The organism is Halorubrum sp. SP3 (assembly GCF_005435195.1).
GTDB classification, from domain to species: domain Archaea; phylum Halobacteriota; class Halobacteria; order Halobacteriales; family Haloferacaceae; genus Halorubrum; species Halorubrum sodomense.
Genome location: NZ_SGTU01000006.1, coordinates 41916 through 68028, shown reverse-complemented (window position 1 = coordinate 68028; position 26113 = coordinate 41916). Strand labels below are relative to the sequence as shown.

General features: G+C 70.5%; 28 protein-coding genes and 1 pseudogene. 10 read left to right on the top strand and 19 right to left on the bottom strand.

Annotation, left to right across the window (positions count from 1 at the left end; genetic code table 11):
- Positions 1–27 precede the first annotated feature (27 nt).
- On the top strand, positions 28–774 hold the full coding sequence (locus EXE42_RS06500; RefSeq protein ID WP_137706132.1) for a molybdenum cofactor biosynthesis protein B: 747 nt from the start codon (positions 28–30) through the stop codon (positions 772–774).
- A 12-nt stretch (positions 775–786) separates the two neighbouring features.
- Here the strand turns inward: EXE42_RS06500 and trpG are convergent, their stop codons facing one another.
- From trpG to EXE42_RS06470, 6 genes are all read right to left on the bottom strand, one after another.
- Positions 787–1380: an anthranilate synthase component II gene (gene trpG / locus EXE42_RS06495; RefSeq protein ID WP_092921757.1), complete on the bottom strand. Its 594-nt coding sequence runs from the start codon at positions 1378–1380 to the stop codon at positions 787–789.
- Positions 1377–3077 (bottom strand): anthranilate synthase component I, encoded by a 1701-nt coding sequence (gene trpE, locus EXE42_RS06490; protein WP_137706131.1) that lies wholly within the window; start codon positions 3075–3077, stop codon positions 1377–1379. The genes trpG and trpE overlap by 4 nt, the downstream gene beginning before the upstream one ends.
- Entirely contained in the window at positions 3074–3718 is a 645-nt protein-coding gene (locus tag EXE42_RS06485; RefSeq protein ID WP_137706130.1) for a phosphoribosylanthranilate isomerase, read from the bottom strand. The genes trpE and EXE42_RS06485 overlap by 4 nt, the downstream gene beginning before the upstream one ends.
- Positions 3718–4752: an anthranilate phosphoribosyltransferase gene (gene trpD / locus EXE42_RS06480; RefSeq protein WP_092921751.1), complete on the bottom strand. Its 1035-nt coding sequence runs from the start codon at positions 4750–4752 to the stop codon at positions 3718–3720. The genes EXE42_RS06485 and trpD overlap by 1 nt, the downstream gene beginning before the upstream one ends.
- Before the next feature lie 119 nt (positions 4753–4871).
- Complete coding sequence (locus tag EXE42_RS06475) at positions 4872–5561, bottom strand: universal stress protein (RefSeq protein ID WP_092921749.1); 690 nt, start codon at positions 5559–5561, stop codon at positions 4872–4874.
- A 118-nt stretch (positions 5562–5679) separates the two neighbouring features.
- A complete protein-coding gene (locus EXE42_RS06470; RefSeq protein ID WP_137693867.1) occupies positions 5680–6963 on the bottom strand; it encodes a tRNA pseudouridine(54/55) synthase Pus10 in 1284 nt (427 codons plus the stop codon).
- Positions 6964–7107: 144 nt separating this feature from the next.
- Here EXE42_RS06470 and nth point away from each other — a divergent pair, with 144 nt between their 5' ends.
- The gene (nth, locus tag EXE42_RS06465) at positions 7108–7791 is read left to right on the top strand and encodes an endonuclease III (RefSeq protein ID WP_137693866.1); all 684 of its coding nucleotides are present in this window, start codon (positions 7108–7110) and stop codon (positions 7789–7791) included.
- A 143-nt stretch (positions 7792–7934) separates the two neighbouring features.
- Positions 7935–8489 carry a DoxX family protein gene (locus EXE42_RS06460; protein ID WP_092921743.1) on the top strand — a complete coding sequence of 185 codons (555 nt, stop codon included), beginning with the start codon at positions 7935–7937 and terminating at the stop codon, positions 8487–8489.
- Positions 8490–8566: 77 nt separating this feature from the next.
- On the opposite strand, the pseudogene EXE42_RS06455 reads toward EXE42_RS06460, so the two are convergent.
- From EXE42_RS06455 to EXE42_RS06445, 3 genes and pseudogenes are all read right to left on the bottom strand, one after another.
- Positions 8567–9169, bottom strand: a pseudogene (locus EXE42_RS06455) (RNA-guided endonuclease InsQ/TnpB family protein); the annotation flags it as partial.
- A 271-nt stretch (positions 9170–9440) separates the two neighbouring features.
- Positions 9441–10349: an alpha/beta fold hydrolase gene (locus EXE42_RS06450; RefSeq protein WP_092921741.1), complete on the bottom strand. Its 909-nt coding sequence runs from the start codon at positions 10347–10349 to the stop codon at positions 9441–9443.
- Positions 10346–11689, bottom strand: a complete 1344-nt coding sequence (locus EXE42_RS06445; protein WP_137693865.1) for an NAD(P)/FAD-dependent oxidoreductase — start codon at positions 11687–11689, stop codon at positions 10346–10348. The genes EXE42_RS06450 and EXE42_RS06445 overlap by 4 nt, the downstream gene beginning before the upstream one ends.
- Before the next feature lie 259 nt (positions 11690–11948).
- On the opposite strand from EXE42_RS06445, the gene EXE42_RS06440 reads away from it, so the two are divergent.
- From EXE42_RS06440 to EXE42_RS06425, 4 genes are all read left to right on the top strand, one after another.
- A complete protein-coding gene (locus EXE42_RS06440) occupies positions 11949–13028 on the top strand; it encodes a glutamate--cysteine ligase (protein ID WP_092921737.1) in 1080 nt (359 codons plus the stop codon).
- Positions 13029–13126: 98 nt separating this feature from the next.
- Positions 13127–13771 carry a winged helix-turn-helix domain-containing protein gene (locus EXE42_RS06435; RefSeq protein ID WP_137693864.1) on the top strand — a complete coding sequence of 215 codons (645 nt, stop codon included), beginning with the start codon at positions 13127–13129 and terminating at the stop codon, positions 13769–13771.
- 75 nt (positions 13772–13846) lie between these two features.
- Complete coding sequence (locus tag EXE42_RS06430; protein ID WP_092921733.1) at positions 13847–14341, top strand: phosphopantetheine adenylyltransferase; 495 nt, start codon at positions 13847–13849, stop codon at positions 14339–14341.
- Entirely contained in the window at positions 14338–14892 is a 555-nt protein-coding gene (locus EXE42_RS06425) for a hypothetical protein (RefSeq protein WP_241988344.1), read from the top strand. The genes EXE42_RS06430 and EXE42_RS06425 overlap by 4 nt, the downstream gene beginning before the upstream one ends.
- Before the next feature lie 27 nt (positions 14893–14919).
- On the opposite strand, the gene EXE42_RS06420 is transcribed toward EXE42_RS06425, so the two are convergent.
- The 5 genes from EXE42_RS06420 to EXE42_RS06400 all read right to left on the bottom strand — a co-directional run bounded on the left by EXE42_RS06420 (position 14920) and on the right by EXE42_RS06400 (position 18089).
- Entirely contained in the window at positions 14920–16359 is a 1440-nt protein-coding gene (locus EXE42_RS06420; protein ID WP_137706129.1) for an FAD-dependent oxidoreductase, read from the bottom strand.
- Positions 16360–16477: 118 nt separating this feature from the next.
- Entirely contained in the window at positions 16478–16924 is a 447-nt protein-coding gene (locus EXE42_RS06415; protein ID WP_137706128.1) for an RNA-binding protein, read from the bottom strand.
- A gap of 21 nt (positions 16925–16945) precedes the next feature.
- Positions 16946–17134 (bottom strand): hypothetical protein, encoded by a 189-nt coding sequence (locus EXE42_RS06410; RefSeq protein ID WP_006113388.1) that lies wholly within the window; start codon positions 17132–17134, stop codon positions 16946–16948.
- Between the two features lie 78 nt (positions 17135–17212).
- Positions 17213–17794 carry a hypothetical protein gene (locus EXE42_RS06405; RefSeq protein WP_174549003.1) on the bottom strand — a complete coding sequence of 194 codons (582 nt, stop codon included), beginning with the start codon at positions 17792–17794 and terminating at the stop codon, positions 17213–17215.
- A gap of 100 nt (positions 17795–17894) precedes the next feature.
- Positions 17895–18089 carry a methytransferase partner Trm112 gene (locus EXE42_RS06400; protein ID WP_199233599.1) on the bottom strand — a complete coding sequence of 65 codons (195 nt, stop codon included), beginning with the start codon at positions 18087–18089 and terminating at the stop codon, positions 17895–17897.
- A gap of 104 nt (positions 18090–18193) precedes the next feature.
- Between EXE42_RS06400 and EXE42_RS06395 the strand changes: the two genes are divergently transcribed.
- Together EXE42_RS06395 and EXE42_RS06390 are read left to right on the top strand one after the other, a co-directional pair.
- The gene (locus EXE42_RS06395) at positions 18194–18511 is read left to right on the top strand and encodes an RPA12/RPB9/RPC11 RNA polymerase family protein (protein ID WP_092921723.1); all 318 of its coding nucleotides are present in this window, start codon (positions 18194–18196) and stop codon (positions 18509–18511) included.
- A gap of 115 nt (positions 18512–18626) precedes the next feature.
- Positions 18627–18911: a ribonuclease P protein component 4 gene (locus tag EXE42_RS06390; RefSeq protein ID WP_092921721.1), complete on the top strand. Its 285-nt coding sequence runs from the start codon at positions 18627–18629 to the stop codon at positions 18909–18911.
- 39 nt (positions 18912–18950) lie between these two features.
- Here the strand turns inward: EXE42_RS06390 and EXE42_RS06385 are convergent, their stop codons facing one another.
- The 5 genes from EXE42_RS06385 to EXE42_RS06365 form a co-directional block, all read right to left on the bottom strand.
- Entirely contained in the window at positions 18951–19631 is a 681-nt protein-coding gene (locus tag EXE42_RS06385; protein ID WP_092921719.1) for an HAD-IIB family hydrolase, read from the bottom strand.
- 88 nt (positions 19632–19719) lie between these two features.
- Positions 19720–20892 (bottom strand): Cdc6/Cdc18 family protein, encoded by a 1173-nt coding sequence (locus tag EXE42_RS06380; RefSeq protein ID WP_092921717.1) that lies wholly within the window; start codon positions 20890–20892, stop codon positions 19720–19722.
- A gap of 342 nt (positions 20893–21234) precedes the next feature.
- On the bottom strand, positions 21235–22371 hold the full coding sequence (locus EXE42_RS06375; RefSeq protein ID WP_092921713.1) for a hypothetical protein: 1137 nt from the start codon (positions 22369–22371) through the stop codon (positions 21235–21237).
- Positions 22372–23910 (bottom strand): glycerol kinase GlpK, encoded by a 1539-nt coding sequence (gene glpK / locus EXE42_RS06370; RefSeq protein ID WP_092921711.1) that lies wholly within the window; start codon positions 23908–23910, stop codon positions 22372–22374.
- A complete protein-coding gene (locus EXE42_RS06365) occupies positions 23907–24116 on the bottom strand; it encodes a hypothetical protein (protein WP_092921709.1) in 210 nt (69 codons plus the stop codon). Before EXE42_RS06365 ends, glpK begins: the two co-directional genes overlap by 4 nt.
- 174 nt (positions 24117–24290) lie before the next feature.
- Between EXE42_RS06365 and glpA the strand changes: the two genes are divergently transcribed.
- Positions 24291–26113, top strand: a 1823-nt coding sequence (gene glpA, locus EXE42_RS06360) for an anaerobic glycerol-3-phosphate dehydrogenase subunit GlpA (protein ID WP_137706200.1), incomplete at its 3' end; no start/stop codon positions are given.

The window sequence follows — 26113 nt, the reverse complement described above, 5'->3', positions numbered from 1 at the left end:
TTTGACGGGGCGACCGAACGCGGAGTCATGACCGACCGCGACGACGCCAGCGACGAGGACCGTCACGGCCACGACCACGGGGACCGTCACGGCCACGACCACGGGGACCGTCACGACCACGGCCACGGGGACCGTCACGACCACGACCACGGGGACCATCACGACCACGACGTCGACTCGGTCGGGGTCGCGGTCGTCACCGTCTCCACGTCGCGCAGCGCGGACGAGGACCCGGCCGGCGACTACGTCGCGGCCGCCTTCGAGGACGCGGGGAACGAGGTCGTCGTCCGCGAGCTGATCCCGGACGACTACGACAGCGTTCAGGGGACCGTCGACAGACTCGCTCGCCGGAAAGACACCGACGCGGTGGTGACGGCCGGCGGCACGGGCGTCACGCCGGACGACGTCACGCCGGAGGCGGTACGCGGGCTGTTCGCGAAGCGGCTCCCGGGGTTCGGCGAGCTGTTCCGCCGGCTCTCCCACGAGGAGATCGGCACGCGGACCATCGGCTCGCGCGCGACCGCCGGCGTCGTCTCCGCGACTCCGGTCTTCTGTCTCCCCGGCTCGGAGAACGCGGTCCGGCTCGGGGTCGACGAGGTGATCCTCCCCGAGGTCGGCCACCTCGTCGGACTCGCCGGACGGGGAGTCGACGAGAAGGGCGAGAAAGCGGAACCCGACGAGGAAACGGGGTCCGGAGGGGAGACTGAACCCGAGGGTGGAGCGGAAGCCGACCCGAAATCGGGCGAGGAGCCGTCCGAGAGCGACGACGCCTGACGCGGGCGTGCCTCAGACGCCGGTGAGGAAGTTCCGGATGAGGTCGTGGCCCGACGCGGTCAACACGCTCTCCGGATGGAACTGGACCGCCTCGATCGGGTGATCTCGGTGCCGGATCCCCATCACGATCGAGTCGCCGTCGTGGTCGGTGGTGGCCGTCACCGCGAACGCGTCCGGCACCTCGGTGGCCGCGAGCGAGTGGTAGCGGCCGGCCCGGAACCCCTGGTCGAGCCCGCGAAACACGCCCTCCCCGTCGTGGTCGACGGGGAACGCCTTGCCGTGGATCGGCTCGGGGGCGTGGCCGACCGTCCCGCCGTACTCGTACACCGCCGCCTCCAGCCCGAGACAGACCCCGAGCGTCGGCACCGTCGGAGAGAGGTCGCGCAGCACCGAGGTCGTCACCCCCACGTCGCGGTCGTTTTTCGGGTGGCCCGGGCCCGGACTGATGATCACCGCGTCCGGTTCCGCTCCCTCGATTTCCGCGAGCGACGCGGTGTTTTTGAACACCTCGACGCCGACCGGCTCGCCGCCGATCGACTGGTCGGAGACGTACTCGACGAGGTTGTAGGTGAACGAGTCGAAGTTGTCGACGACGGCGACCTTCATCGGTCCGCCTCCGAGCCGGTGGCGAGTGGTTCCGCGTCGGTCTCGCCGTCGGTCCGGAGTCCGTCGACCGCGTCGCCTTCCCTCTCTTCCACCGCGTTCCCCTCGCGGATCTCGTCGATCGCAGTCAACACGCCGTCCATCTTCTGTTCGGTCTCCTCGTACTCGGCCGCCGGGTCGGAGTCCGCGACGAGGCCGGCGCCGGCGCGCACGCCCACGACCGACTCGTCGTTCGACTCGTCGAGCGTCGCGGTCCGGATCACGATCGCGAAGTCGGCGTCGCCGGTCCACGCGTAGTAGCCGACGCCGCCGCCGTACGCCTCTCGCGGGGTCGTCTCGAGGGCGTCGATGATCTCCATCGCGCGCACCTTCGGCGCGCCGGTGAGCGTCCCGGCGGGGAACGTCGCGCGGGTCGCGTCGAACGCGTCCGCGTCCGCGGCGAGCGTCCCCGTCACCGTCGACTCGATGTGCTGGACGTGGCTGTACTTCAGCACGTTCATGAACTCCTCGACGCGGACGGAGCCGGGCTCCGAGACGCGCCGCACGTCGTTGCGCGCGAGGTCGACGAGCATCGTGTGCTCGGCGCGCTCCTTCCCGTCCGCCAGCATCTCGCCCGCGAGCCGACGGTCCTCGACCGGGCTGGTCCCGCGCGGACAGGTGCCCGCGATCGGGTTCGAGACGACGCGGTCGCCCTGGACCGACACGAGCGTCTCGGGGCTGGCGCCGACGACGCTCCGCTCGTCGTGACGCAGCACGTACATGTACGGCGAGGGGTTCACGTCCCGGAGCGCCGCGTAGAGGCCGAGCGAGTCGACCTCGCCGCGGAGCTCGCGGCTGCGCGAGACCACGCCCTGATAGATGTCGCCGTCGAGAACGTGGCGCTTGGCCGTTCGAACCGCCTCCTCGTACTCCTCGCGCGGGTCCGCGGATTCCTCGGTTACCTGGATCCCGCCCGGGTCCGGCGGTCCGGCCTCCCGCAGTTCGGTCGCGACGCGCTCGGCCTCCGCGAGCAGGTCGTCGTACACCGCTCCCGGGTCGTCGTCGACGCCGATAACCGGGGTAAAGACGAGTTCGACGCTGTCCTCCTTCTCGTCGAAGACGACGGTCCGGGTCGTGAGCGCGAACTCGGCGTCCGGGAACTCGGTCTCCGGGCGGTCGACGCCGACCTCCTCCAGCCAGAGGTCGTAGACGGCCTCGTACGCGAGGAAGCCGACGAAGCCCCCCGAGAGGATCTGGCGGTCGGTGTCGGGGAACCCGCGCAGGCGCACGTCGGGGAACGCCGCCCGTATGCGGTCGACCGCGTCGCCCGCGGCGGGGCCGAGGTCCCCGGCGGTCGCGTCCCCGCCCGCGTCCCCGCCGACGAACTCGGCCGCGGGCCCGAGTTCGGTCACCTCGGTGCGGTCCGGGTGGACCGAGACGATCGCCTCGGGGTCGTAGCCGACGAACGAGTAGCGGGCGTGCCTGTCGGCCTTCGAGCCGGCCGTGAACGCGCCGTCTGGGTCGCTGGAGGCGACCTTCTCGCCGGACTCCAAGAGGAACCCGTACGGGCCCTCACCGACCAGGGTCGCGTACGCCGCGAGCGGGGACACGTCGGCGTCGATCGAGGCCGACGCCCGGACCACGACCGGCTTCTCCGCGTCGGCCGCGAGGTCGACGAACGCCGCTTTCGAGCGGTCGAGAGAGGGGCCCGCGTCGCTCATACCAGCTCCATCTCCCGCCCCGCGTTCGCGACGAAGCGGGCCACCGCGTTGTGGTCCTTCCGCCCGCCCTCGATCTCGACGCCGGAGGCGACGTCGACCGCGAAGGGGTCCGCGACGCGGACCGCTTCCGCGACCGTGTCGGCCGTGAGCCCGCCGGCCAGCACGACTGGCGTGGTGAGCCGGGCGGCGAGTTCGCCGGTCGCGCGCCAGTCGTGCGTCTCGCCGGTGCCGCCCGCGCCCGCGTCGTCGGTGGAGTCGACGACCAGGGCGTCGACCGCGCCGTCGAACTCCTCGGCCCGGGCCGGATCGTCGGCGTCGACCGTGAGCAGCACCTTCCGCTCCGTCTCCGCGCGGACGTACCGCAGTTCGTCGACGGTCCACTCGCCGTGAAGCTGGATCGCGTCGGGGGCGACCGTCCGGACGAGCTCGACCGCGCGCTCGGCGGAGTCGGGCATCGTCACGAGCGTCGCGGTGGCGAACGGGGGGACGTCCGCGAGCAGCTCGGCGGCCGTCGCCGGGTCGACCTCGCGCGGCGAGTCCACCGGCACCTCGGTGATGACGCCGACGCCGTCGGCGCCCGCCTCGACCGCGGCGCGGAGGTCGGCCCCGCGGGTGATCCCGCAGATCTTCACCCGCGCCATCAGTCGTCGTCCTCCGGGGGGACTTCCGCGGCCGATCCCCCGCACAGCGCCGCGAACTTCTCCGCGGCCGCGCCGGAGTCGACCGCCTCGGCCGCCCGCTCGACGCCCGCCGCGAGCGAGTCGGCCTCGCCGGCGACGTAGATCGCGGCGCCCGCGTTCGCCAGGATCAGGTCGCGCTTCGGCCCGGTGACGGACCCGTCGACGATCCCGCGCAGGTCGGCGGCGTTCTCCTCCGGCGTCCCGCCCGCGACCGCCTCGACGGGCGCGCGGTCGAGTCCCAGGTCCTCGGGCGCGATCGTGAACTCCGTCACGTCATCGCCGTCGACCTCGGCGGCGACCGTCTCCGAGTGGATCCCGATCTCGTCCATCCCGGCCCCGTGGACGACGAGGGCGCGCTCGACGGGCATGTGCGCGAGCGACCGCGCGATGACGGGGACGAGGTCGGGGTCGTACACGCCGAGCACCTGCGCGTCGGCGCCCGCGGGGTTGGTGAGCGGCCCGAGGACGTTGAATATCGTCCGGATTCCGAGTTCCTTTCGCGGGCCAATGACGGCCTTCATCGCCGGGTGGAAGACGGGCGCGAGCATGAAACCGATCCCGTCCTCCTCGATCGCCGCCTCGACGGCCGGGGGTTCGGCCTCGACGTCGGCGCCCGCGACCTCCAGCACGTCCGCGCTGCCCGACGAGGAGGAGACCGAGTAGTTGCCGTGCTTGGCGATCGGCACCCCGGCGCCCGCGGCGACGATGGCCGCGGTCGTCGAGACGTTGATCGTGTCGTAGTCGTCGCCGCCGGTGCCGCAGGTGTCGACGAGCGGCTCGCGGTCGGGCTCGATCGTGCGCGCCGCGTCGCGCATCCCCTGCGCGAAGCCCGCGATCTCCGCCTCCGTTTCACCCTTCGTGCGGAGCGCGGCCAGCAGCGCACCGATCTGGGCCTCCGTCGCCTCCTCGAAGACCAGTCGCGCGGCCTCGCGCGCCTCCCCTACGGTCAGATCGTCCCCGTCCGTCACGCGCTCGACCGTGTCGTTGAGATTCATTGTGTCCACCGATGTAGTATTCCGCGTTGTGATGTACAAGTATGTACACTAATTTAACGCTGTCGCCAGCATGGGAGCTGCTGGCACGCGCGCCGGACGGGTGCGCGTCTGCCGCGGCCCTACGCCGCGTCGAGCGCTGTCGACCCGTCGGCCTCGACGACGACGACGGGGACCTCGGCGTCGCCGACGACCGTATCCGTGGTGGAGCCGAAGACGAACCGCCCGACCGTTCCCGTCGTCGGCGCGCCCACGACGACCAGGTCGTAGTACGCCGACTGCTCGACGATGGCGCCAGCCGCGGTGCGGTCCTCGACGAGCCACCGGTCGGCGCGGTCGAACCCGCCGAGTCGGTCCTCGGCCGCGTCGAGGAGTCGCCTGCCGGCCGCGGCGTAATCGGTGTCGTCCGCGTCACCGACGGCGGCGACGGTTCCGGCGGCGTCCTCCGCGGAGTCGGCGTCGGCGAGGGCCGCGTCGGAGGGGACGACGTGAAACAGTTCGAGCCACGCGTCGGTCGCCGCCGCGACCTCCCGCGCGACGTCGACGGTCGCCCCCGAGTGCGGCCCGGGGCCGACGGCGACGAGGACCGAAGAGACCCGGTCGGGGCGGTCCGCGCGGTCGGCGCCCTTCAGCGACACGTCGGCGGCGGCCGAGACGTCGCCGGCGTCGTCGACCGCGGGCCGGATCACGGTGTCACCGACCCCGGGCGGGTCGGCCGGGGCGGCGGAATCGCCGCTCGCGGTCGAGTCGCTCGATCCGCCGCGGGCGCCGCCGTTTCGGGTGCTCCCACCGTCGGCGTCGCTCCCGTTCATACGCGAACGTCTGACGCTCGTCAGATAAATCCCGCTGGTTCCCGGCGCGTTCAGATGTACGTCTGCGCCGTGAGACGCCGCGCCGCCGTGAGACGCCGTGTCAGCGGCTTGCGACCCGTCACTCGCGGAAGAACTCGTCGCGTTCGAACGGCTCGTCTTCGCCCTCGACCGCGAGGACGTCGAGGGCGGTCACCTCGGCGCCGACGCCGAGCAGGCCGGCGAGGCTCGGTTCGGTGCGTCCCTCGTCGCTCGATATCAGCTCCTTGACGTAGAGTCCCCCCTCGCCGCGGATCTCGACGGTCGCGTGGCGCGGGTCGTCGAGTTCGGCGGTCGCCTCGTACACGTCGCGCTCGCGGGTGATGCTCGCGCGGCGGTGGTCGACGCGGTTCGGCGTGTACTGCTCGACGGTGGCGCCCTCCAGCTCCCCGACCGCCTCTGTGAGGGCGTCGGCGTCGACGTCGGCGTCGAAGGTCACCCGCGCCCGGTAGCGCTTGGCGGCGTCGTGTTCCTTCACGCGCTCGACCGTGTCGTAGGTCGCGAGCCGCAGTCCCTCGACCTCGACGGCGCCGTCCGCGAACGCGTTGATGTCGGACTGGAGGCGGTCGGTGTCGACCCGACGCCGGCGGGGCTCCTCGACCTCGATCACGAACGGGCGGCCGGTGCCGAGCATCAGGGCATCGACGTCCTCGCGGCCGGCGCCGTGGAACGTCGCCTCCGTCCCGTCCATCACGTCCTCGACGACCGGTGCGGTGTACTCCTCGACGCTGTCGTCGTAGAGGTAGCCGGAGCCGCCGCAGTGGTCGCAGGGGTCGGCGCCCCGCCGCCCGGAGCCCTTACACTCGCGGCAGGGCCACTCGGTCTGGGGGATGTCGCGCTCCAGTTTGCGGTACCGGCCGTAGACGAAGGTAGAGTTGATCTTCGCGTCGACCTCCTCTTCCGCCAGGTCGATCGTGAACTGAACGTCGGGGCGGTCGAAGGAGACCTCGGTGTCGGTGAGTCGCCCGAAGCGCTTCCCGACCTCGCGGTTGAACTCCGATTTGAACGGCTCGCCCGCGTCCTCGTCCAGGCCGACGTCCGCGCGCAACAGCGCCTCGTTCTCCTCGATCAGCGGCGGCGGTCGGGTGCCGACGTTGTACGTGGCGAACTCGATCCCCTCGACCGCCTCGGCGGCGCGCTCGGCCCAGGCGTCGAACTCGGCGCAGCGCCCCTCGCACACCCAGCAGTCCGCGGTGTCGACGGGTTCGTGATCCTCGTCGTCGCGCAGCGCGAGCGACACCCGGAGCGCCGAGCCGCGGTCGGCGTTCGACAGCCCGAAGCTCCGGTCGGCGACGAGCCGGCCGAGGCAGGCGTCGCACACCGGCCCGGTCGCTGCCGCGCGCGCCGCGACGTCGAGTACGTCCATACGCCCTCAAACGCGGCGCGTGGTAACTGTCTTACTACTCGGTCGAGTCGCTCGTCGGACCGCTCGACCGGGCGACGGTCGGAGTACCCGGAACGGGGAACGCCCAGTCGGATCGTTCAATGTCGCCCGGACGGAGGGAGTCGTATGGGAACCCCACTCGACTCGCGAGAGGAACAGGTCGACGAGGTCGTCGACCGACTGTACGAGGAGTACCCCGACTCGACCATCTCGCTCAACTACTCGAACCGCCTGGAGCTGCTCATCGCCGTGATCCTCTCGGCACAGTGTACCGACGAGCGCGTGAACGGGGTGTGCGCCGACCTGTTCGAGACCTACGAGACCCCCGAGGAGTACGCGAACGCGCCCCAAGAGGAGCTCGCGGAGGCGATACACTCCATCACCTACTACAACAACAAGGCGAAGTACATCCGCTCGGCGTGTTCGGACATCGCGGAGAAGCACGGCGGCGAGGTGCCGGACACGATGTCGGAGCTGACGGACCTCGCAGGCGTCGGTCGCAAGACCGCGAACGTCGTCCTCCAGCACGGCCACGACGTGGTCAAAGGGATCGTCGTCGACACCCACGTCCAGCGGATCACGCGGCGGCTCGGGATCACGGAGGAGGAACGCCCCGAGTCGATAGAGCAGGACCTGCTCGACGTCGTCCCCGAGCGCGACTGGCAGCAGTTCACGCACCTTATGATCGACCACGGCCGCGCGACGTGCACCGCGATCAACCCCGACTGCGCCGACTGCGCGCTCGCGGACGTCTGCCCCTCCGAGAAGGGCGACGCCGACGTCGACCTCGCGAGCGGCGAGGCGTGGTAAACGAGGGGAGCCGATAGCGTTCGGGTCGTGGTATTTAAAATCCCCTCGGACGAGGGGGCCCGGCCGAATTCGTCCCGCCGAGGGGGAACTCGCTTTCCGATTTATACGGGTGTTCGGCGTACTCGTAAGTGAGGAGAGACACTATGTCCACGAAAAACACAAACGAGTTCGGCGGGGAGTTCGGCGGGATCACGCTGCTGGGGAAGGCGCACTCGCTGTCGGCGCTGTTCATCGTCCTGCTCCGGGCGACCATCGGCGGGATGATCCTGTTCGCGGGCCTCGGGAAGGTCTCGGAGTGGCCGTTCGACGCCGCGGGGTACCTCGCGAACGTCGACCCCGCGAGCCCGGTCAGCGGGATCTACGCCGCGATGGCGTCGAACGCGGCGCTGATGGAGTTCGTCAACGTGTTCGTTCCGGCGACGCAGCTGCTCGTCGGCGCGGCGCTCATCACCGGCGCGTTCGTCCGGCTGGCGGCGCTCGGGGGCACGCTCCAGATGACGCTGTTCTACCTCGGCGGGTGGAGCGGCGACCTCCTGGCGCTGTTCGACTCGACGCTCGTCTACGCGGTCGTGTTCCTCACGGTCGCCGCGTTCGGCGCGGGCCGCGTCCTCGGCCTCGACGCCTTCATCGAGCAACTGGAGGTCGGCGGGCAGACGCTCGTCGAGCGGTTCCCGAAGCTCCGCTACGTCCTCGGGTAAACTACCCCACCCTACTTCGCTCACCCCATACGGGGTTCGCTCGTTGAGGGTGGGGCTTTGATGTGGACTCCCGGAAATCAGTCGCCAGCAATAGGCTGGTAACTCTCGCCGTTCACCGTCCCACCATTCACACGCACGTCTACTTGTGCGTCTCCGCTCCCCGACTTGGGCGAGGAACGGAGGCTGTGTCTCTGTTTCCGGGCGTATCGAACCCCGATATTCTTCGCCGCATTGTAGTCCGCGTTGACCTCGTACCCGCACTTCTGGCACTCAAAGTGTTCACCGTGGCGGTTGTCTTCATGCGTGAACCCACAGTCCGTCCGAGAACAACGTTGGGACGTGTGGTTCGGCTCAACTTGCTCCACGGAGACGCCTTGTTCTGGCGCTTTGTACTCGACGTACTCGTACAGGCGTCGAAACGCCCACATGTGGTGCCACTTCGCGTGTGGAAGCCGCTCTCGAATGTCGCTCAAGTCCTCGAACGCGATCACGTCGCAGTCGTGTTCGACGGCTTCCGAAACGATCTCATTGGCTACCGTGTGGATGTACTGCTTCCGCCACGCTTCTTCCCGCTTTCCGAGGCGAAGCAGGGCGTTGTGTACAGCTTGCGTCCCACGCTGTTGCATCTCCTCACGGCGCTTCTCGAACTCGCGGCACCAATGGTCGTAGTCGTCACCTTGAATTGTGCTGAAGGGAGACGGTGTCGGACTCGGAGAATCGGGGTGAGGAGATCGGGCGCGTGAACGCGCGCCGCCGACTCGTTTTCTGCCGGTTCCGCGGTCCGTTTCATCGCCGAGCGACGGTCTGCGGACAGCGAGGCGGGTCCGATGGCGCCCGCGGCGCGTTGTAAGGGACCGGACCGACTGCGCGTCGTAGCCCGTGTCCTCGCGGCGAAACGTCCACCCGTACGGAGGGACTCGCGTCGGCCGAGAGCCGCGAGAGCGTCGCCGTTCAGGCGGGGGCACTCCCGTCGAGATGTTCCAGGAGGAGTGCAGCGACCCGGTCGCGACGTTCGTGCGGCACCCAGTGAGTCGCGTCCGGGAACCGCTCCAAGCGCCCGTCCGAGCAGAACTGGACGCTTTCCTCGGCCATCCGCGGAACCAGGGCCTGGTCGTTCTCGCCCCAGACCACGAGCGTGGGAGCGTCGACCCGTTCTCGGGGCGGATCTCTCCGCCGTCGAAACAGGGCGCGGTACCAGTTGATCATCGAGCCGACGGCGTCCGCACGGCTCCAGGCCCGTCGGTAGCGTTCGAAGTCCGGTTCGTCGAACGTCCCCGGCCGCGAGCCGCCCTCCATCGTGTTCACGAAGAAGGCGAACCGGTTCCGACTGCTCGTCCACTCGGGGAGCAGCGGAAGCTGGAAGAAGAACATGTACCAACTGTTTCGCAGCTGAGTGAGATCGGCGGTGAGCGTCCGTTGGAAGACGGTCGGATGCGGGACGTTGACGATGCCGAGCCGGTCGACGGACTCGGGATGGCGCAGCGCCAGGTCCCAGGCCACGGCCGCCCCCCAGTCGTGCCCCACGACGTGCGCGCTCTCGCGGCCCGTCGTCTCGATGAGATCGACGATATCGGCAGCGAGCGTGTCGATGCTATAGGCGTCGAGCCCGGTGGGTTTCCCGCTCAGGTTGTAGCCGCGCTGGTCCGGGACGACGACGCGGTAGCCGGCCTCAGCCAGCGGGTCCAGGTACTCGCGCCACTCGTACCAGAACTCGGGGAACCCGTGTAGCAGGACGACCGGCTGACCGCCGGGGTCGCCGGCGGTGACGGTGTGGAGTTCGACGCCGTTGACCTCCCGGTACCCCCGTTCGATGCCGGGAACGTCGGGGAGCGGCGCCGACGCCCGTTCCGAGTCGCTCATGGCGTCACCGTCCGCCAGACGGTACCCGGCCGAAGCAGGTCGGTGGGTGCGATTTCCATCCCGACGACGCGGTAGAAGGCCTCGGAGAGACGCGGGTCGGTGTGGGCCTGACGGACCAGCCGCGAGAGGTAGGTATCGAACATCGACGCGCCCGGGGGCGTCGGTCCGTCGGTCGCTTCGAAGGCCGCGTCGGACCCGACGGCCATCTGCCACGCGATGTCGACGACGTCGGTCGCCCGCTCGGCGAACCGTTTGCCGAGGGGGCCGTCGCCGCTCGAGGCGAGCGTTTCGTGGAGCGCCAAGGCCTCCAGGGCGGCGACCGACATACCCTGACCGTAGATCGGGTTGAAGCTCGCGATCGCGTCGCCCAAGACGACGAGGCCGCCGGGGAATCGGTCCAGACTCTCGTAGCGAACTCGCCGGTTCGACGGGAACGGGTACCGTTCGACGCCGTCGGACACCACCTCGTGCGAGGCGAGAATCGTTTCGATGTCCTCGACGGGGAGCTCCCGGGCGTACGGGAGGAACCCCTCGACGGTGGCGGGCGGGTCCGTCTCGTGCATCCCGCCGAGGGTCACGACCCACTCGCCGCCTTCAACGGGGAAGGCAGCGCCCCCGCGGGTCCTGGGTGCCGACTGAGGGACGAACGGCATCCGGCGGTCGCCCTCCGGACGGTTGACCCGAAGGGTGCTGTAGACCATGTCGATCTCGACCTCCTCGACCGGCGGCTCGCCGTAGCCGTTCTCGGCCAGCCAGGCCGGCGTTCGACTGGCCCGACCCGTCGCGTCGACGACGACCGCCGCCTCCAGCGTCTCGAGCCCGTCGTCGCCCCTGACGCGGACACCGTCGATCCGGTCGGCGTCGGCGTCGGTCCGGTAAGCGACGAACTGCGTGTTGTCACGGATCGTCACGCCGTCCAGTTCGGCGAGGTGCCGGCGGACGACCGTCTCCAGGAGGGGCCTGCTCGCGCAGTACATTTCCATCCTCCTCGCCGGCGGAGCCAGATAGCCGCCTTCGTCGTAGTGGCGCAGCTCCTGGCCCACGTCGATGATCAGCGCCCCGGCGTCGACGAGGTCCTCCCCGTATCCCGGAAAGAGGTCACTGATGCTCGAACGGCCGGCCTCCAGAAGCACGTGAACGTGTTTTCCCTGGGGGACGCCGTCTCTGGTCTCGGGAGCCGTCGGCAGGGAGTCGCGTTCGACGACCGTGACTCGCTCGTAGGCGTCGTCGAGAACGCGGGCGGCCAGCAACCCGGCCATGCTCGCTCCCAGGACCACTGCCCGTTCGCCCTTGCTCGACGCTCGCTCTCCGTCGTATCTCCGGGTCTCACCCAGCGTCATGGCTCGGTCGTCGGACGGATCCGTCCCCTGGTACGCGCTCTCACCATGATGACTGCTAACGTGCCTCTAGGATAATAAATTCAACCCAGAGAGGCGACAACCTCGACGGCGGACGGCTCAGTTCCCGTAGTGGACGGCCCGACGCGTCGACGGCACCGTCTCTCGGTGCGAACCGTCCGCTGACCCGCCCGCTGTCGACACCGGCGCTCCGTTTCGGGTTCCAATCGATATAAGACCGCGGGGGCGGAACGGGGGCGTAATGGAACTCGGTTCGCGGGACGCGTTCTCCCGGATGGGGACGCTCGGCATCGAAGAGGAGTTCTACATCGTCGATGCCGACGGCCACCCCACGTCCGGGACGGACGACCTCGTGTACGGCCGCGACCCGCCGGCGGCGGTGCCGGAGGGGTTCGACCACGAGCTGTTCGAGTGCACGATAGAGGCCCAGACCGAGACGATCGAGGACCCCGCGGCGGCGCGCGAGGCGCTCGCGACGGTCCGGGAGGCGCTCGTCGACCACGCCGCCGCGGACGGCTACCGGATCGCGGCGGCGGGCCTCCACCCGACGGCGAAGTGGCGCGAACTCGATCACGTCGAGAAGCCGCGGTACCAGGCGCAGCTGGACCGCATCCGGTACCCGCAACACCGGAACACGACGGCGGGACTCCACGTCCACGTCGGCGTCGACGACGCGGACAAGGCCGTCTGGATCGCGAACCGCCTGCGGTGGCACTGCCCGGTGCTGCTCGCCCTGTCGGCCAACTCCCCGTTCTGGAACGGGTTCGACACTGGGCTCGCCTCGGCCCGCGCGAAGGTGTTCGAGAACCTCCCGAACACGGGTATCCCGTCGGCGTTCGACGACTTCGACGCCTTCCGGCGGTACGAGCGCCGGATGGTCGAGACGGACTCCATCGCGGACCGCGGCGAGCTGTGGTTCGACGTGCGCCCCCACACGGGCCACGGCACCGTGGAGGTGCGCGCGCCCGACGCGCAGCGCGACCCCGAGGTCACGCTCGCCCTGGTCGAGTACGTCCGCGCGCTGGTCGTCGACTACGCGGCGCGGTACGAGGACGGCGAGTCCCCGCCGACGCTGCGCCGCGAACTGTTGGACGAGAACAAGTGGCGCGCGATCCGGCACGGTCACGACGCCGCGTTCGTCGACCGCGACGGCGAGGGGACGACGCCGCTGGGCGAGATCGTCGAGGCGGAGTGCGATCGCCTGGGCATCGACGGCATCCGCGAGGTGTACGAGGCGGAGAGCGGAGCGGCGCGCCAGCGCCGGATCCGGGGGGAGTCGGGCGCCGACGCGCTGCGTTCCGACCTCCTCGTGCGGGCCTGACGCCGGGAGCGGAAACGCGACGCGGACCGCGTCCGCGTGTTTCGTCGGAACGAAAGCAACGAGAAACCCTTTTGCCCGCGTAGCTCCCACTTTTCGCCATGACCACGGACGATTCGCCTTCGGAGCCGGTAGACGACCCGGAGGAGTCACCGACGGAGCGAACCCGCGAGGAGCTTCGGAAGACGAAGGAACGGCTGGGCGAGGGCGCCGACAGAGCCGTAAAGGGGTTCGACGACAACGTCGTCGACCTCCTCGCGTGGGTCCTCGACACGGAGACCCGCGCGCGCATCTACGTCTACCTCCGGGACAACCCGCGGAGCACGAGCGACGAGGTCGCCGACGGCACCGGCCTCTACCCCAGCACCGTCCGCGAGGCGCTCGCGGAACTCCACGACGAGGGCACCGTCGAGCGCGACAAGCGGAAGGCGGAGGGCGCGGGCAACAACCCCTACGAGTACGAGGCGATCGCGCCCAGTGACCTCGTCCGCGGCGTCGTCGGCGACGTTCAGGCGGAGCTGAACGCCGTTTTCAACCTCGACCGGCGCCTCGGCGGCGAGTCGCCCGACGGCGACGCCGAACCCGTCCAGATATCCGTCGGCGGGGAGGGCGACGACCCCGACGCGACCGAGGATGACGACCCAGACGCGGTCGAGGGCGACGACCCAGACGCGGTCGAGGACGACGACCCCGACGAGGGTGACGCCGAGGAGGCCGACGCGGACGGGAGCGAGTCCGCGAACTGAGCGGTCCCGGCCGACCCGATTCCGCGCCGACCGCGGTTCGGGACGTTTTAAGTTCGACCCGCGCAACGGAGAGGCATGAACGTCGCGCTGGGAGGTACGTTCGACCCCGTTCACGACGGTCACCGCAAGCTGTTCGAACGGGCGTTCGAGCTGGGTGACGTCACCGTCGGGCTCACCGCCGACGAACTGGCGCCGGAGACCCGGCACGTCGAGCGGTACGTCCGTCCCTACGACCGGCGCGAGCGCGACCTGGCGGCGGAGTTGGCCCCGCGGGCCGAGGCGCACGGGCGCGAGTACGAGATCCGAGAGCTGACCGAGCCGACCGGCATCGCGGTCGAGCCGGAGTTCGACGCGCTGATCGTCTCGCCCGAGACGAAGGCGGGCGGCGAGCGGATCAACGAGATCCGCGCCGAGCGCGGCCGCGACCCGCTCGACCTGGTGGTCGTCGACCACGTCACGGCCGAGGACGGCGAGCGCATCTCCTCGACGCGGATCGTCGCGGGCGAGATCGACGAACACGGCAACCTCACCCCCGACCGCGAGGGGCGGGGCGCGACGCGACCGGAATGACGGGCGGCGACGCGACCGGAATGACGGGCGGCGACGCGACCGGAACGACGGGCGACGACGCGACCGGAACGACGGGCGACGACGCGACCGGAACGACGGGCGAGGGGAGGACCGAGGGGGACGCGGCCGCCTCCCGACGCGCGACGCTGCGGCGGACGCTCCTCGGCGAGTCGGGCTTCGAGCGGGCCGCGGTCTGGTGTGGGGTCGGGTTCGCGCTGTCGTACGTCGCGTTCGACGCGACGGCGGCGGTCGGCGTCGGCGACGCGGGGACCACCGGGGCCCTCGCCGCGGTAACGGCGGTCGGGGCGGTCGCCTTCGCCGCGGCGGGCGGCGGCGCGCTCCCGGCGATGCTGCTCGCGTACGGTCCGTTCGCCGGGACGCTGCTTCGCGGACTGGGGCCCGAACCGTACGTGCTGCCCTTCGCCGCCGGCGGCCCGGCCGCCGCCGCGTTCACCGCCCCGCTCGCGCTCGCCGGCGCGGTCGCGGTCGCGGTCGGCGCCGCCTCGGCGGTCGTCGGCTCCCTCCTCGACCGGATCGCGGCATCGCGGTAGCGTCGCGCCGCGGGTCAACTCGGCTCGTCAGCCGTCGAGGGTTCCGTTCAGCACCTTCGCGGCGACGAGTATCGGGTCCCAGACGGGGCTGAACGGCGGGGCGTACGCGAGGTCCAGTCGCTCGATCTCGGGGACGGTCATCTCCGACTCGATCGCGGTCGCGAGCGTGTCGATCCGGATCGCCGCGCGGTCGGTGCCGACGATGCTCCCGCCGAGGAGTCGCCCCGTGTCGCGGTCGGCGACGAGCGTCACGTCCGTCTCGGCCGCGCCGGGGTAGTAGCCCGAGCGGGAGCCCGCGGTCACCGTCTCGCTGACCGGATCGAAACCGGCTTCTTCCGCCTTCCCCCGGTCGAGAACCCCGACGCGGGCGGCCTCCGTGTCGAACGCCTTCACCGCCGCGGTGCCCGCGATGTCACCGACTGGCGTCGGGTCGCCGGCAACCGTCGCGCCGATGGCCCGGCCGGCGCGGTTCGCGGTGAGCCCGAGCGGGGTCCAGTCGGGCTCGCCCGTCACCGCGTGGCGCGCGGTCGCGCAGTCGCCCGCGGCGTACACGTCCGGGAGGCTGGTGCGGCCGCGGTCGTCGACGCGGATCGCGCCACCCGCGCCGAGATCGACGCCGGTGCCGTCGAGGAGGTCGGTGTTCGGCCGGATCCCGACGCCGACGACCGCCATGTCGACCGGGACCGTCTCGGGGTCGCCTTCGTCCCCGATCTCGACCGCCTCGATCCGGTCGTCTCCGACGAGCGCGTCGACCGGCGCGTCGGTGTGGACGCTCACGCCCTCGGCCTCGAGCGCCTCCTCGACGCGGTTCCCGACGGTCTCGCCGAACGGCGACAGGAGGTGACCGGAGCGGTGGAACGCGTGGACGTCGAGACCGCGCTCCGCGAGCGCCTCCGCGACCTCGACGCCGACGTACCCGCCGCCGACGACGGCGGCCGTCTCGGGCGCCCGCATCGCCGCGTTGCGGTCGACTCGCTCGCGGTCGACCGCGCTCACGTCCGCGCGGTCCGGGTCGTAGGCGTCCGGCTCGGCGACGTACGCGTCGATGGCGGCCGCCGCGTCCATGTCGTGGAGCGTGAACGCGCCGTCGACGCCGCGCACGTCGAACGGGCCGGTGGTCGCGCGCGCGCCGGTGGCGACGAGCAGGTCGTCGTACGCCTGCTCGAACCGGTCGCCGTCGGCCGTCTCGACGGTGACGCGCTTCGCGTCGGGCTCGACGGCGACGACCTCGCGGTCGCGCCGGAGGTCGATCCCCCGCTCGTCCACCTCGCTCGGGGACAGCGACAGGAGGTCCGACATCCGGTCGACGTAGCCGGCGACGAAGTACGGCATCCCGCAGTAGGCGTACGAGATCCACCGGCCCTTCTCGAAGACGACGACCTCGCGGTCGGGCGCCTCGCGTCGGAACTTACTGGCCGCGCTCAACCCCGCCGCGTCGGCGCCGACGACCACGAACGGATCGCTCATGACAGAGCATCGGCGGGCCGCGTGAAAAAGTCACGCCGCGGGTGCGACCCGGACACGCGACCGGCGGGTCCGGCGCGACCGTCGGCGCGGCTCGAAAGCCGACTCCCGTGATCGGCGCTCAGTCGTCGGCGTCGGCGTCCGCCAACCGGGAGAGCGTCTCGCGGGCGTTCTCGACCGCCGTTTCCTTCTTCGCCGGGTACGCCTCGACCTTCGTCCGAACGGTGAGCCCGGGACCGAGCCTGACGTCGCCGCGGAACGCCGCCTGCTTGTCGAGGCGTAAGAAGAGCGCGCAGTTGTCGTCGACCCGCTCGTCGAGTTCGTCGAGGACGCGGTCGAGGTCGTTCAGTTCGGACAGCCGGTCCAGCACGTGTCGCATCTCGTCGGCTCGCTCGACGCGCGCCGACAGCACGACGATCCGGTCCCCGTGGTGGCCCACGTTCTCGACGCGGTCGAGCTCGATGTCCTCGGGCAGGAGGTTGTACAGCGCCTGCTCGACCCGTTTTTCGTCTTCCGTGGCGTACGAGAACGCCCGGAGATCGACGTAGTGGAAGGGGACTTTCGGCATGCGGTACGAGTGGGGGCGGCGTTACTCCTCGCTCTCGACGGCGTCGAGCGCGTCCTCGGGGACGCCCGTCTCCTGGCCGTCCTCGAAGCTGACCGTGTACGTCGCGTCGCCGAACATCGTCTCCATCACCTGCGTGATCGTGCCCGACTCGCCGTCGTACTCGCTGTGTTTGTCGTGGAGCACGACCTCGTCTTCCTTCTCGAAGCTCATGGCCTCTCGTTCCGCCGGGACGGTTAAAAGCGCGCGGATCCGGAGCGAGCCGAAGGCGAACCGGACCGCGACGGGGCCTCACGTCACCGCGAGCAGGACCGCGCCGAGCGCGATCATCAGGGCGAGTCCCACCGCGACCGAGACGAGGAGGCTGTCGACGACGAGCGCGAGCGCGACGCCCGCGGCGATCGCGACCAACCCCAGGGCCGCGCCCGCGGTCCCGCCGCGTTGGACGAGTCGGTCGAGCGCGTTCACCGCGCGCTGGCCGCGCGGGGCCTCCGGAGCGCGCTCCGGGGGCGCGGAGAGGGTCTCGTCGACGGCCACCGACTCGTTCGAGGACTCCGGCGACGGGTCGATCCGCACGTCGACGTAGCGCGTGTTCGACCCGTAGCCGGTGACGACCTTCAGTTTGCCCCGGACCGGTTCGTCGACGTCGGCCGTCGAGACGTGGACGCGACGGGTGGCCTCGTCGGCGACGAAGTGGTTGCCCTCCTCGACCCTGGCCACCCGATCGAGGTCGTCGTCGAAGTGAAGGTGGACGTGCGTCGAGCGCCCGCTGTTGTCGAGCACGACCGGAAACGGCCCGTCGGTGACGAACGAGTCCGGGGCGTCGATGTCGTGGACCGCTTCCCCGTTCAGTTCGACGTCGAGTGTCGACACGGGTGAGACCACGACCCCGTACTAAAAAAAGATTCACACGGCCAAGGGTTTCGGAGAGGGTGTCGCCGCCGTCGTCGTGGTCCGTCTGCGTCGGGGTGCCCTACGCCGCCGCCTCTTCGCGCATGTCCGGGGGGAGGAGATTCGGGATCCCGTCCTCGATGGGGTACGTCTCGCCGCACTCCGTACAGGTGAGCGTCCCGGCGAGGACCTCCTCGTCGTCCGCCTCGTCGACGTCGAGTTCCAGAGTCGCTTTATCGAGCGGACAGCAGATCACGTCCATCAGGGATTCCTTCATACCGCTCGATTGGATCGGACCGATAAAAAAGCGTGCGGGTCGGCCCCGCCGTGGCGGCTCGGAACTTAACGTATTTATCAGCCGTGGGCGTACGTCGATTCCGTATGCGGTTCTGCGACGAATGCGGGTCGACGATGTACGCCGAGGGCGACGCGTGGGTGTGCCACTCCTGCGACGCCGAGGAGCCCCGGGACTCGGGGGACGAGGCGGCGATGGCGACGCGGGACGCGCAGCGCGACGACGGGGCGCCCGCCGTGGCCGACGCGACCGAGGGCTCCGCCGACACGATGCGAGAGCCCTGTCCGGCGGACGACTGCGACGGCGACCGGGCCCGCTACGAGATGCTGCCGAAGCCGGGGGGCTCCTACGAGGTCCGTCTATTCACCTGCGTCGAGTGCGGCCACAAGTGGCGCGAGTCCTGACGGCACCCCGCGGTCCCGCCGGTCAGCGGGACGCGGACCGCGCCTTCGGCTCCCGACTCTGAACTGACTCCCACGGATAACAACCCCTTTTGCGACGCGCCCCGGCATCGGTGACATGGGCATCCCGGCGGAGCGGATCGAGCGGCTGTTCGCCCTCGCCCGCGAGGCGGTCGTCGACGACGAGTACGACCGCGCCCGCGAGTACGTCGCCCGCGGTCGCCGGATCGCCGAGCGGAACCGCTGCGGCGTTCCCTCCGAGCTCTCCAGGCGCGCCTGCGACGACTGTGCCGTCTACCTCCGGCCCGGGAAGACGAGCCGCGTCCGGACGCGGCCCGGGCGCGTGGTCGTCCGGTGTACCGAGTGCGGCGCGACGGCGCGGTACCCCTACGGCGGGGAGTGACCGGGTCGGCGGCGGGACCGCGCCAGCGACCGCGTGCGACTACTCGGCGCGCTCGCGCAGCCCGTCGAGCACCGAGACCGTCCCGTCCATGAACCCCTCGTCGAGGACCGCGTCGGCGGCCCCGCGGGCCGCGTCGTCCGCGTTGGCGACCGCGTAGGACTCGCCGGCGACCTCGAACGTGGAGACGTCGTTCTCGCTGTCGCCGACCGCGACGAACGAGGCGGGGCCGACCCCGAGCGCGTCGGCGACCACGCCGAGCGCCCGCCCCTTGCTCACGGCCGTCGACTTGACGTGGTAGGCGTAGCCGGTGTCGACGACCTCCACGTCGTCGACGGCCGCGGCGACCTCCCGCAGGAGATCCGCGTCGGCGTCGGGCGAGAGCGCGACCTCCGTCTCGCGCCACCGGTTCACGGTGTCGCCGTCGCCCCAGCCCACCTCGCCGCCGCGCTCGCGGAACGCCTCGACGACCGCTCGCGCCGCGTCCGGATCGCCGACGATCGCCGTCTCGCCCTCGACGTGGGCGACGCCGCCGTTCTCGGCGATGACGGTCTCCTCGCGCCCGAGGAAGTGCGCGAGCGCGACCGGGTACGGGAACGCCTTCCCGGTGGCGAACACTATCGGCGCGTCCCACGCGGGCAGCAGTTCGAAGGCCCGCGGGTCGATCCGACCGGTCGGCGTCGTCAGCGTGCCGTCGATATCGAGCGCGAGCGGCGGAACCATACCCGCCAGTCGGTGACTCGGGGTCAACTGTCTTCCGTTCGATCGGCGGGGGTCGGCGGCGGAGCGGGCCGCTGCCGGCCCTGCGAGGCTACCCCGTCCGGGCGCGCCGGTCGAACAGTTCGCGGAACACGACCGTCGGGAAAAGCGGGACGAGCCGGCTCGGCGGCCGCCCCTTCCCGTCGCTCCGGTGGACGGTGACGCGTTCGAGCAGGCCGGCGTCGGCCAGTTCGTAGAGCGCGCGCCGCACCGTCGACGCCGAGAGGTCGACGCCCGGGCGCGCCGCGATGGCCGCCGTCGCCTCGCCGACGGTTGACCGCTCCGCGTCCGAGAGCCCGGTGAGTTCGTAGAGGAGTCGCTCCCGGCTCTCGGGGAGCGCCAGGACGCGACCCAGCGAGACGCAGGGGCGCGGGACCCCGTCGATACCGGCGTCGATATCTCCGGATCGGATCGTCGACGCGCCCGCCCGCTCCGCGTTGACCGCGGCGCCCATCACGGCGGCGAGCGCGTCGTGGGCGTCGCCCGCGGCCCACTCGACGATCTCGCGGATCTGGTCGTGGCTGAGCGCGTCGCGGCCGAGCCCGGTCGAACACCGACTGGTCAGCAGTTCGACGAGCACGTGCCGCCGGTACTTCGCGAACTCGACGGTCGTCTCGGGTTCCCATTCGATCGCGTCCGGCGGGTCGCGGCCGAGACACGCCGGCGTCAGTCGCTCGCCGACCTCGGTGAGCCAGTCGATCAGCGTCGTCGCCGTCGGCGTCTCGGACTCGTTCGCGTGGTCGACGGCGACGACGAGTTCGGGGCCGGTGCGCATCGCGTCGCGCAGCGAGTCGGCCAGCTCCTCGGTCCCGATCCCGTGGTCCGGAACGGGGTCGTCGCTCATCGCGTTCAGCATCGCGTGGTACAGCCGGAAGCGGGTCGACGCCTGTCGGGCGTCGACGTAGACGAACCCGGGGATCGTCGGCTCGACCGCCCGCGTCGTCGTCTGGATCGCCCGCCGCGGCCCGCTGTGGCTCGCGAGTCGGTCGAACAGCGCGGAGACGACCGCCGACTTCCCGCTCCCCTTCGGACCGTACACGTAGACGCTCGGGGGGAGCGATCCGTTGAATGCGGGCGCGAACACGTCTAGCAGTCGCTCTATCGCCGGACCGCGACCGATCGGTGAGTCGACGTGCCTGACCGGTGAGACGGCCTCGAAGTCGGCGAGAACGCTCATGCCGGTGTCGTAGCCGAGCCGTCGCTCGATCCGGTCGTCGATGTTCACGGGCGTCCCTCCGGGGTTCCCGAACAAAACAGGTACGAAGCGGCGGCGATACGAAGCCGGTCGCGGCGACGACCGGCGCCGCCGTCGCGATCGGTGTCGGCCGCGGTGTCGCCGCCGCGATCGGTGTCGACCGCGGTGTCCTCGTCGCGACCGCCGTCGCGGCCGAAAGCGGTGGCTGCGTCGACCCGGCGACGGCGGTCGCTCGGGGATCGGTCTCGTCGGCGGTCGCGTGTCCGGTCTGGTCTCATTGGTGTCCGGCGACTTGGTCGGAAGTGTTTCTCGGGCGGAGCCGTTCTCGACCGCCGCGAGAGGCCGACGCCGCGTCGGCTCCCGCGAGCGGGCTCAGAGGTACCCGGCGTTCGGCAGGACGCCGAGGATCGAGAGGACCGCGATCACGAGCATCGTGAGCGCGATCGCCATCGCCGGGGGGTCCACGTGGGTCCCGGAGTGCGAGTAGAACAGCCGCTGGGTGACCTCGCCGACGAGGCCGCTGAGCGCGCCGAGCGCCCCGGCGGCGAGCAGCGCGACGACGGCGCCGACCGCGCCCACCGACGCCAGCGGCGTCACCGCGCTGGTGTCGCCGAACGCGCCCACCGCGACCACGGCGCCGACGGACCCGAGCAGCGTGATGTGGTGCGTCACCGGAATCTTCTCGACGCCGAGGTTCAGGAACAGCAGGCTGATCGCCGAGATCGCGTAGCCGAGGAAGATGCTCCCCGTCTGGAGGTAGATGTACCCGCCCAAGATCCCGCCGACGAGACCGATCGCGGCGACGCCCGACCACTTGTACTGGTGGGGGAGCCACGGCTCGGTCGCGGGCCGGCCGGCGTGTTCCTCGGCGCCGCCGTCGGCCTGCGGGTGCATGTCGCCGCGCTCGAACGGCGACATGTCGAGCAGGCCCTTGCCGGCCGGCCTCCCGACGATCGGGTAGCCGAATACGGGCCGCGCGAGGAACGCGGTCGCGAAGACGGACACCGCGATGAAGTCGGTCGGCGGCGTCATCCCCAAGACGTTGATGAAGACGCCGTTGGCGACCCGCGTGAACAGCATCCCGACGACGCCGAATATCGCGCCCACGGCGAGGATGTCAGGCTTCGTGCCGAACGCATACGTGATGTCCTTCCCGAAGTGGTACCCGCCGTCCGCGGGGTTCATGTCGGGGTACTTCTTGCCCGCGTACGCCGAGGCGGCCACGCCGCCCGCGAACACGATGTGTGGGCCGGTTATGGCACCGAACCCGATGACGCCGGTGATGCCCGCGGCGAGCTCGCCCGCGGGGATGCCTTCGACCGCGCCGATCTGTCGCTGAAGGATGCCGATACCCTCACCGAGGAAGACGACGAACCCGGTGAAAATGAACGCCGGGAGCGCGCCGATCGCGGCCCCGAACGCGCCGCCGGCGAGCGCGGTGATGAGCAGCATGACGAACAGCTTGACCTCGATCCCGAGGACCGGGACCTGAAGCAGCAGTTCGTTCATTTATTCGTCCTCCTCGTCGATCGCCCAGTTCTTCGAGCGCTCGACCGCGTCGTCCCAGCGGCCGTACAGCTTGTCGACCTCGCCCTGCGACTTCTCGGGCGTGAACTCGCGGTCGACCTGCCAGTTGTCGCGCAGCTCGTCGACGTTGTCCCAGTAGCCGACGGCGAGGCCGGCGGCGTACGCCGAGCCGAGCGCGGTCGTCTCGTCGACCTCCGGTCGCGCGATCTCGGTCTGGATGATGTCGGACTGGAGCTGACAGAGGAAGTTGTTCTTCACCGCGCCGCCGTCGACGCGGAGCGTCGTGGTCTCCACGCCGGAGTCGGCCTCCATGGCCTCGGCGATGTCGCGGGTCTGGTAGGCGATCGACTCGAGCGTCGCCCGCACGATGTGCTCCTTGCTCGTCCCGCGGGTCATCCCGACGATGGTGCCGCGGGCGCGACCGTCCCAGTGCGGGGCGCCGAGCCCGGTGAACGCCGGGACCATGTAGACGCCGTCGGTCGAGTCGACCGAGCGCGCGAGCTCCGCGGTCTGTGCCGCGTTGTTGATGAGGTCGACGTCTTCGAGCCACTCGATGGCGGCACCGGTGATGAAGATGGAGCCCTCAAGCGCGTACTGGACGGGCTCGCCGGACATCTGGAACCCGATCGTCGTCAGCAGTCCGTGGTCGGACTCGACGGCGTCGGTCCCGGTGTTCATCAGGTAGAACGAGCCGGTGCCGTAGGTGTTCTTCGCGTCCCCCTCGTCGAAGCAGGTCTGCCCGAACAGCGCGGCCTGCTGGTCGCCCAAGGCGCCGGCGACCGGGACCTCCTCGCCGAGGAAGCCGTCGGGGTCGGTGTGGCCGTAGTAGTCCTCGTCGGAGGAGGGGCGCACCTCGGGCACCATCTCCTTCGGTACGTCGAACTCCGCTAAGAGCTCGTCGTCCCACTCCATCTCCCGGATGTTGTACAGCATCGTCCGGGAGGCGTTGGTGACGTCCGTGATATGGTTGCCCGTGAGGTTGTAGATGAGCCACGCGTCGATCGTCCCCATCACGAGTTCGCCCTCGCGGGCGCGGTCGCGGAGGTCGCCGCCGCGCGAGCTCTGCATCTTGAGCGGCTCGGCGTTGTCGAGAATCCACTCGGTCTTGGTCGCGGAGAAGTACGCGTCGGCCTCGAGGCCGGTCTTCTCGCGGATGTCCTCGACTCTGTCCGCTTCCTGAAGCTCCTCGACCCGGTCGGTCGTCCGGCGGTCCTGCCACACGAGAGCGTTGTGGACCGGCTTCCCGGAGTCTTTGTCCCACACGATCGTCGTCTCGCGCTGGTTCGTGATGCCGATCGCCTCGAGCTGGTCGGCGTCGAGGCCGGCGTCCGCGAGGCCGTCGAGGACGACCTGCTGGGTGTTCTCCCAGATCTCGATCGGGTCGTGTTCGACCCAGCCCGGGTTCGGGTAGATCTGTTCGTGCTGTTCGTAAGCGTTCGCGACGACCTGCCCCGCATGGTCGAACACCATGAATCGGGTCCCGGTCGTCCCCTGGTCTATCGCACCGACGTACTGTGTCATGTTGTGGATCCCTCCTGTGGCGCTGGTCCGTGCGCGGCGGTGACCGGGTCGCGCTCGTCGTCGAGCGCGACCTCGGCGCCGCGTTCGCTGCCGCATTTCGCGTCCGCCGAGCCAGGCCCGTCCGGAGCCGACTCGGGGCGGCCGAGAGGCGTATCGACGCCGTCCCGACATATCTTCACGGAAGCTACCACGCCAATCGTGAACATAATGTACTACCATAATAATCTTCCTGTTAAAATCCGGATATCGGCGTGAGTGAAAAAGTGTAGTATATAAACACACCGGCATTGGCAGCGATTACACTACTTGAACGTCCCTGATAGTTATGATCGAAGTGCGCCGGGAGGTAAAGTAAAGTGGTCGGGGTCCAAGGACCTCCCATGGACAGACAAGTGGACGTCGTCGTCGTCGGTGGGGGGTCGACGGGGTGCGGCGTCGTCAGGGACCTGGCGCGGCGCGGGCTCGACGCGGTCCTCGTCGAGAAGGGGAACCTGACGCACGGCACGACCGGGCGGATGCACGGGCTCCTCCACAGCGGGGGCCGCTACGCGGTCTCGGATCAGAAGAGCGCGAAGGAGTGCATCGAGGAGAACCGCGTCCTCCGCGACATCGCGGCGCACTGCGTCGAGGAGACGGGCGGAATGTTCGTCAAGCGACCCGAGGACTCCGAGGAGTACTTCCAGGAGAAGCTGGAGGGGTGTAAGGCGTGTGACATCCCCGTCGAGGTGATCGACGGCGAGGAGGCGCGGCGCCGCGAGCCGTACCTCGCGCGAGACGTCGAGAAGGCGATCGCCTTGCCCGACGGCGCGGTCGACCCCTTCCGGCTCTGCGTCTCCAACGCCGCCGACGCCCGCGAGCACGGCGCGCGGATCGAGACGCACGCGCCGGTGACCGACGTGCTCGTCGAGGACGGCGCGGTCGTCGGCGTCGAGGTCGAACACGAGACCGGCCCCGGCAAGCGGGTCCACCGCGAGCCGGGGACGACCGAGGAGATCCGCGCGCGCCACGTCGTGAACGCGACCGGCGCGTGGGCGGGCAACGTCGGCGAGATGGCGGGCGTCGACGTGGAGGTCCGTCCCTCGAAGGGCGTGATGACGGTGATGAACACCCGGCAGGTCGACACCGTGGTCAACCGCTGCCGGCCGAAGGGCGACGCCGACATCATCGTCCCCCACGAGACGGCCTGTATCCTCGGCACGACCGACGAGGAGGTCGACGACCCCGAGGACTACCCCGAAGAGGAGTGGGAGGTGGACCTGATGATCGAGACCCTCTCGGAGCTCGTGCCCGCGCTCGAGGACGCGCGGACGCTCCGCTCGTTCTGGGGCGTCCGGCCCCTCTACGAGCCCCCGGGGACGGGCACGGAGGACCCGACGGACATCACGCGCGACTACTTCCTGCTCGACCACGGCGACCGCGACGACCTGCCGGGAATGACCACCATCGTCGGCGGGAAGCTCACCACCTACCGGATGATGGCCGAGTCCATCTCCGACCACGTCTGCGAGACGCTCGGCCACGAGGCGACCTGCGACACCGCGGAGGCGCCGCTGCCGGGCTCGGAGAGCGAGGCGCGCATGGCGGAGCTGATGGACGAGTTCGGGCTGCGCTCGCCGGTCGCGCGGCGCTCGGGCCAGCGGCTCGGCTCCCGCGCCGACGACGTGCTCGACGAGTACGACCCGAACCCGATCGTCTGCAACTGCGAGAGCGTGACGCGCGCGGAGGTCCAGGACGCGATCGGCGAGGCCGGCTCCGACCTCAACGCGGTCCGGCTGCGGACCCGCGCCTCGATGGGGAACTGTCAGGGCGGCTTCTGTACCCACCGGATCGCCGCGGAGCTCGCCGAGGAGTACCCCGAGCCCGTCGTCCGCGACGCCGAGGACGAGCTGTACCAGGAGCGCTGGAAGGGCCAGCGCCACGCGCTGTGGGGCGAGCAGCTCTCGCAGGCGATGTTGAACCACATGCTCCACGCGACGACGATGAACCGCGACGGCGACCCCGCGAGCCTGGACGAGGAAGTCGAATTCGGCGCGTTCGACGCGGGCGCCGACGCCGGCTCGCCCGGCGCCGACGGTTCGAGCGGAGAAACGGGGACCGCGGCGGCCGACGGTGGGCGCGCAAACGGCGACGCGACCACTAACGGTGGGCGCGCAAACGGCGACGCGACCACTAACGGTGGGCGCGCAAACGGCGACGCGACCAC